This window comes from Albimonas sp. (assembly GCF_055129145.1).
The window spans coordinates 1-6825 of the sequence record NZ_JBSRTQ010000194.1; the positions used below are offsets into that span (position 1 = coordinate 1).

Consider the following 6825-nt stretch of genomic DNA (forward strand, 5'->3'; position numbering starts at 1 on the left):
CCCGCGCGCCCGGCCGGGACCGCGATGCAGAACGGGGCCGGCCCTTCGCCGCCCGCGTGCCCGAGGCCGGCCCGGCCCCGAAGCCTGCCGCGCCGGCATCGCCGACCGAGCCCCCACCCATGCCGGACCTGACAGGGAGGCGCATATGAGATTTCTGCTGAAAGTCATCGACACGCTCTGCGCCGCAGGGGCGATCGTGGCGGCCTTGTCCGCGGCGGCGCTCGCGGCGATGCTGATCGTCGAGGTGGTCGCCACTTCGTTCTTCGCCTGGTCGCAGCCCTGGGGGGTGGAATATTCCGGCTACCTGCTGGCCGCGACGCTGTTCTGCGGGTCCGGCTGGACGCTGCGCGATGCGGGCCATGTGCGGGTGCAGGTGCTGACCAACCTGCTGCCCGCCGGCGCCCATCGCGCCGCCGACATGCTGGGCACGACCTTCGCGCTCGGCGTCTCCGGCTTCGCCGCGATGTCCGTCGTCAACTACGCCATCCGTTCGGCCGAGATCGGGTCGACCAGCTCCTTCCCCACCCGCACGCCGCTGGTCTACCCGCAGGGCGTGCTGGCGGCGGGGCTGGCGATCCTGTCGCTCGGCCTCGCGGCCCGACTGATCCGCCTCGCGATGGGCCAGGCGCCCGAGCGCGCCGGCGCTGAGGAGAAGCACGTATGACCGCGCCTCTGGGTTTCATGGCGGGCCTTCTGCTGCTGACGCTGGGCGGCGGGGTCTGGGTCGGGTTCTCCCTGCTCTCCGTCGGCATCCTGTCGCTGGAAGCGTTCAAAAACATGAAGGTCGACCGGTTCCTCGCCGGCGACCTCTGGTCCTCCTCCACGGCGCTGGAGCTGGTGACGCTGCCGCTCTTCATCCTGATGGGCGAGATCCTGTTCCACACCCGCCTTTCCGAAAACCTCTTCGCCGGTCTGGCGCCTTTCGTGCGCCGCCTGCCGGGGCGGCTGGTGCATATCACCGTGCTGGGCTGCACGATCTTCGCCGCCGTCTCCGGGTCCTCGGCCGCCACCACCGCCACGGTGGGGCGCATCACGTTGAAGGAGCTGGAGGCGCGGGGCTATGACCGCATGCTGTCGGCCGGCGCGCTCGCCGGCGCCGGCACCATGGGCCTGCTGATCCCGCCCTCGATCCCGCTGATCGTCTACGGAGTGCTGGCCGAGGTCTCGATCCTCGACCTGTTCATCGCCGGCGTGATCCCGGGGCTGATCCTCGCGGGCCTCTTCATGTCCTGGATCGGGGCGGTGTCGCTGCTGCGTCCGGGCACGCAGCCGGCGCCGGAGCCGCGGGCGAGCTGGCGGGCCAAGGGCCGGGCGTTGCTGAAACTCGCCCCGGTGTCGATCCTGATCCTGTTCGTGCTCGGCTCGATGTATGCGGGCTTCGCCTCGGTGACCGAGGCCGCGGCGGTCGGCGTGCTCGGCGGGCTGATCCTGGCCGCGACCGAGGGGCAGCTGACCTTCCGCATGATGTCCAGGGCGCTGGGGAGCACGGTGAAGACCTGCTCGATGATCGGGCTGATCCTCGCCGGCGCCCTCTTCCTCTCGAAGGCCATGGCGCGGCTCGCGATCCCGACCGACGTGGCCGCGGCCATCCAGTCGCTGGACCTGTCGCCCACCGCGCTGATCCTGATCCTGATGGTGTTCTATCTGGCGCTCGGCTGCTTCCTCGACGGGCTTTCGACCATCGTGATGACCCTGCCCGTCACCCTTCCCCTGGTGCTGGCCGCGGGCTTCGACCCGATCTGGTTCGGCATCTTCCTGATCGTGACGGTGGAGATGGCCCAGATCACCCCGCCGATCGGCTTCAACCTGTTCGTGATCCGGGGGCTGACCGGCATGCCTTTGGGCCGCATCGCCTGGGCGGCGGCGCCGTTCTGCCTGCTGATGGTGGGGCTGGTGTTCCTGCTGGTCGCCTTCCCGGGGATCGCCACCTGGCTGCCGGAGAACCTGAAATGAGCTCGACCTCTTACGCCGAGGGCGCCCTCTCTCTCGCCGTCGAGGGTCGCGTCGCGACCCTGACGCTGAACCGGGAGGCGCAGCGCAACGCCTTCAACCTCGCCATGTGGCGCGCGCTGCCCGACATCGCGGCGGCGCTGGCGGGCGACGGCCGGGTGCGGGCGGTGCTGGTTCGGGGGGCGGGGGAGCGGGCGTTCTCCGGCGGCGCCGACATCGCCGAGTTCCCGCAGGTCTACGAGACCGCCGAGACTGCGCGCGCCTACAACACGGCCGTGCGCGCCGGGCAGGACGCCATCGCCCGGCTGCCGAAGCCGGTGATCGCGGTGGCCTTCGGGGCCTGCGTGGGCGGCGGCTGCGGGCTGGCGCTGTCCTGCGACCTGCGCTTCGCGGCGACGGGCGCGCGGTTCGGCATCCCGCCCGCGAAGCTCGGCGCCGCCTATTCCTTCGGCGACGTGAAGCAGCTGGCGCAGCTGGTCGGTCCCGCCCGCGCCAAGGACATCCTGTTCTCCGGCCGGCTTCTGGGCGCCGAGGAGGCGCTGCGCATCGGCCTGATCGACCGGGTGTTCCCCGCCGAGACGCTCGCCGCCGAAGCGCTGGCCTATGCCGACGCCCTCGCCGCCCTCTCCCCCGTGTCGCTGGCCACCTCCAAGCGCATGGTGCAGGCGGTGCGCGACGGGGCGGAGACGGAGACGCCCGAGCTGCGCGCGCTCTTCGACGCCGCCTTCGCCTCCGCCGATTTTCAGGAAGGCTATCGGGCGTTTCTGGAGAAGCGGGCCCCCGATTTCGGCTGAAGTCTATGCGTAGGGCGGGTGCGAACCCGCCATCCGCGCCGGTTGAACCGGGGCGCGGCGGGTTCGGCCCGTAGGGCGGGCGCCAACCCGCCATCTCCCGACCTCAACCGACGGTAACGGCGGGTTTGCACCCGCCCTACGAGTTCAACGCCTCATCCAACGCCTCGGCCCAGGCGGTCAGCCGCGCCTCGGACCACGGCGCGCCGAGCAGCTGCACCGAGGCCGGGATCGCCTCTCCGGCCAACGGAACCGGGATCGCCACCGCCGGCGCGCCGGCGAAATTGGCCAGCGCGGTGAAGTCGGCCTGGTTGGCGGGGGCCGGCGTCCCATGCGGGAAGGCCCGCTGCGGGGCGGTGGGCATCATGAGCGCGTCGCATTCGCCCAGGGCCCGATGACAGGCCGCCGCCGCCGCGCGGATGCGGGCGTAGGCGTCGACCATGCGCAGCGCGCCGGCGTTGCGCCCATAATCCAGCAGCGCGGCGAGCCCGTCGGTGATCGCGCCCGGGCGGTCGATCAGCTCGGCCATTTCGACCGCGCCCTCGGCCTCCGAAATCAGCAGCCCGCCGCGCCGGGCCCGGCCCGGATCCCAGCCGACCAGGTCGATCTCCACCACCCGCGCGCCCAACGCGGTCGCCGCTGCGCACGCCCGGGCGAAACCGTCGCGCACCGCCGGCTCGCAGTCCACCGCCTCGATCTGCGCCGGCACGCCGATCCGGACGCCGCGCAGCGAAATGTCGGGCCGCGCCGACCAGCCCCGCCGCGCGGGCCGCGCATCCGGATCGTCCGGATCGACCCCGGCCAGCGCCGCCAGCGCCGGCCACAGCCCCGAAGCGCGCCGGGTCAGCGGCCCGACGGTGTCGAGCGTCGGCGCCAGATACGCCAGCCCCGACCGCCCGATCAGCCCCGCCGTGGGCTTCGCCCCGCATACCCCGCAATAGGCCGCGGGGATTCGGACCGACCCCATCGTGTCGGTCCCCAACGCCACATCGACCAGCCCCGCCGCCACCGCAGCCCCCGACCCGCCGGAGGAGCCGCCGGGCGAAAGTCCCGCCCCCAGCGGATTGGCGCAACGCCCGAAGGCCTCGTTGTCCGTCGTCGCCCCCAGCGCCCCCTCATGCAGGTTGACCCCGCCGAGGATCACCGCGCCGGCCTCCCGCAGCCGGGCGACCGCGGCGGCGTCCCGCGCCGCCACCCGGTCCCGCCAGCCCGCGATCCCCGCGGTCCACGGCCGGCCCTTCATGGCGAGGTTGTCCTTCACCGCCGCGAGCGCCCCATCCAGCGGTCCGCGGGACCGGCCGAGGCCCGCGCGCCCGTCCGCCTCCGCCGCCGCCTGCAAGGCGCCCTCGGCGTCGACGGAAAGGAAGATCGCCTCCCCCGCCGCCCCGCTCGCCTCGATCCGGGCGAGCGCGTCGCGGGTCCGGGCCTCGACCGGGCCGCCCATCAGGACGCCTTCCGCGCGTCGATCAGGCGGAGCGGCTTCTGGCGGGCCTCGATCTGGGTCAGCGGCGCGGTCTCCCCCGGCGCCGCGAGCTCCACCGAGATCTGCACGCCGAGCCGGGTCTTCAGCGCAGCCTCCATCGCCTCGCGCAGCCCTTCGGGACGGTCCGAGACCTCGGCCACCACCGTCATCTCGTCGCGGCCGTCATGCTTCTCGACCCGGCAGATGTATTCCGCGGCCATCTGCGGGAAATGCGCGGACAGGAGCGCGCCGATCCCCTGCGGATAGATGTTGATGCCCCGCAGCTTCACCATGTTGTCCGACCGGCCCATGAAGCCGCGGATGCGCTGGAACGGCAGGTCCAGCGGGTTGGCGCCCGACAGCTGCTCGGTCACGTCATGGGTGTTGAAGCGGATGATCGGGTAGAGGTCGTCCTTGAAGAGGCAGGTGCAGACCATGTCGCCAATGCCGCCCGGCGCGACCGGAGCGCCGTCCTCCACATCCAGGATCTCGAGGAACTGGGCGTCTTCGAGCACATGCATGCCCTCGCGATCCGGCCCCTGGCCTGCGATGACGCCGGTATCGCCGACCCCATACCAGTCATAGACCTGCGCGCCGCCCCAGGCCTGCGACATCGACTCGGCGCTGTCCGCCCCGATATGGCCCGAGATCATTCGGATCTTGATGTCCTCGCCCGGGATCAGCCCTTCCTCGCGCGCCACTTCGGCCAACCGCTTCACGTAGTCGCCAAAACCCACGATCACCGAGGCCTCGAAGTCCCGCATCACCCGCACCTGCTGGGCCGAGCGCATGTCCGCCCCGGTGCCCGCCGTCAGGATCGGCGCCCCGATCCAGTGGGCGATCGCCTCGCGCACATAATGCCCGCCATTGACCATGCCGAACCCGTAGACGCAGTGGATCACGTCGTCGGGGGTCATGCCCTGCAGGCGGTAGACGCGGGCGAGCAGCATGTTCTGCACCTCGCGGCTGCGCGCCCCGTAGATCAGCGGCTGCGGCTTGCCGGTGGTGCCCGACGTGGTCTGCATGATCATCGGCGGCCGGATGCCCGAGGCATGCACGTCGCGCCCATGGAAATCGCCGATGGGCGGAAACGCCTCGACCGAGGCCATCAGGTCCGATTTCGAATAGGTCGGGAGTTTCGCGATGTCGTCGAGGCCCCGGATGTCGCCCGGCTCCACCCCCGCCTTCCCCCAGTGGCGGGCGTAGAACGGCACCCGCCAGGCGAAGTCCATCATCGCCCGGAAGCGCGCGTCCTGCCTGGCGCGCAGCTCGTCGCGGGACATGCCGGCATAGGCGCCCAGCACGTCGACGGGGTAGTCGCGGGCCAGGGCGGCGGGGTCGAGCGCGTCGAAATAGCTGGGATAGGCGGTCACTGTTGCATGTCCTCGGGGGTGGTTTCGGGGGGGGTGGTTTCGGGGGTCTCGGCGAGCGCCGAGGCGAAGGCGGCGAGCGGCGCGGGGCCGGGATCGTCGGGCAGCGCGAGCGCCGCGGCGATCAGCCGGTCGGCCTGTTCCGGCGAGCGGCCCCCGGCGGCGCAGAGCGCGCGGGCCTTGGCGACGAGGCGGGCCTCGTCCACCGGGTTCTCGGGGTCGCCGAGCGCGTCGGGCGCTTCGGCGCGCAGTGTGGTCCCGTCGGCGAGGTCGATCTCCACCGCCGCCCCGTAGCGGCCCGGGAAGGCCGCGGTGAAGCCGGGGGTTTCGGCCAGCCGGGTCAGGGCGCGCAGCCGGGTCAGGTCGGGGCGGGCGATGGCCGCCGGCTCGAACGCCCCCAGCGGCGGCGGCCCGTCGGCGAGGCAGGCGGCGACGGCGTGCTGGAGGGAGAATTTGGCCTCGTGGGAGGTGGTCGGGACCGGGCGGTCGCAGAAATCGATCGCCTCGGCATAGGTCTCGATCCGGATCGCGCGGATCTGGTCGGGGTCGGCGCGCAGCGCCAGCGCCGCGTCGATGGCCGGATGCGCGTGGCGGCAGGCGGGCCAGGGCTTGAAGCTGACGTCCCAGACCTTCCAGGGCCCGACGAGGTCGGCGGTCACCGCCGAAGGGTCCGGATCCGGGCAGAAGGCCGCGTAAAATCCCTGGACGCCCTCGAGCATCGCCTCGGGCCCGGTGAACCCCAGGGCGGCGAGCTCCGCCGCCTGCAGTCCGGACATGGCGGCGCGGGCGGTATGCAGTTGCTTGGTCATCACCGGCTCATGCCGGCAGCGCCACGGCCCCGCGGCCTGCGCGCCGGCATTGCCCAGCGCCCAGACCATCGCGTCCTCGGACAGCCCCAGCACCGAGCCCGAGGCCGCCGCCGCCCCGAACGGTCCGCAGGTCGAGGTGTTGTGCCAGCGCTGGTAATGCCCCGGCCCGACCGAGGCGCCGATGCGGATCATCGCCTCGTAACCGCGCACCAGCGCGTCGAGGAAATCGGCCGCGCCGGCCCCTCGCGCCTGGGCGGAGGCGAGCGCCGCGGGGATCGCCACCGGCCCGGGATGCAGGATCGAGGTGCGGTGAACGTCGTCCATTTCCAGCACGTTGCCGAGGCCGCCATTGACCAGCGCCGCCGCCGCCGCCGACAGGCCCGCGGCGCCCATGCCGACGCCCGCGCAGGCCCCCGACCCGGTGGCGCGCGCCGCCGCCGCCA

Annotated in this window: 6 protein-coding genes; 3 read left to right on the top strand and 3 right to left on the bottom strand. The window is 72.7% G+C overall.

The features are described from left to right. The first annotated feature begins 145 nt into the window (after positions 1-145). From ACTB72_RS19715 to ACTB72_RS19725, 3 genes are read left to right on the top strand one after another with little or no spacing between them, the layout of a single operon-like run. Positions 146-664 carry a TRAP transporter small permease gene (locus ACTB72_RS19715; protein ID WP_463038726.1) on the top strand — a complete coding sequence of 173 codons (519 nt, stop codon included), beginning with the start codon at positions 146-148 and terminating at the stop codon, positions 662-664. Next, the gene (locus tag ACTB72_RS19720; protein WP_463038727.1) at positions 661-1953 is read left to right on the top strand and encodes a TRAP transporter large permease; all 1293 of its coding nucleotides are present in this window, start codon (positions 661-663) and stop codon (positions 1951-1953) included. Before ACTB72_RS19715 ends, ACTB72_RS19720 begins: the two co-directional genes overlap by 4 nt. Further along, positions 1950-2744, top strand: coding sequence for an enoyl-CoA hydratase-related protein (locus ACTB72_RS19725; protein WP_463038728.1), 795 nt, complete (start codon positions 1950-1952; stop codon positions 2742-2744). Before ACTB72_RS19720 ends, ACTB72_RS19725 begins: the two co-directional genes overlap by 4 nt. 136 nt (positions 2745-2880) lie before the next feature. Here ACTB72_RS19725 and ACTB72_RS19730 read toward each other — a convergent pair whose 3' ends face one another. The 3 genes from ACTB72_RS19730 to ACTB72_RS19740 all read right to left on the bottom strand — a co-directional run. Next, positions 2881-4185, bottom strand: a complete 1305-nt coding sequence (locus ACTB72_RS19730; RefSeq protein ID WP_463038729.1) for an amidase — start codon at positions 4183-4185, stop codon at positions 2881-2883. After that, positions 4185-5576 carry a phenylacetate--CoA ligase family protein gene (locus ACTB72_RS19735; protein WP_463038730.1) on the bottom strand — a complete coding sequence of 464 codons (1392 nt, stop codon included), beginning with the start codon at positions 5574-5576 and terminating at the stop codon, positions 4185-4187. The genes ACTB72_RS19730 and ACTB72_RS19735 overlap by 1 nt, the downstream gene beginning before the upstream one ends. Then, the coding region (locus ACTB72_RS19740) for an MmgE/PrpD family protein (protein WP_463038731.1) at positions 5573-6825 on the bottom strand (1253 nt) is incomplete at its 5' end. The genes ACTB72_RS19740 and ACTB72_RS19735, both read right to left, overlap by 4 nt.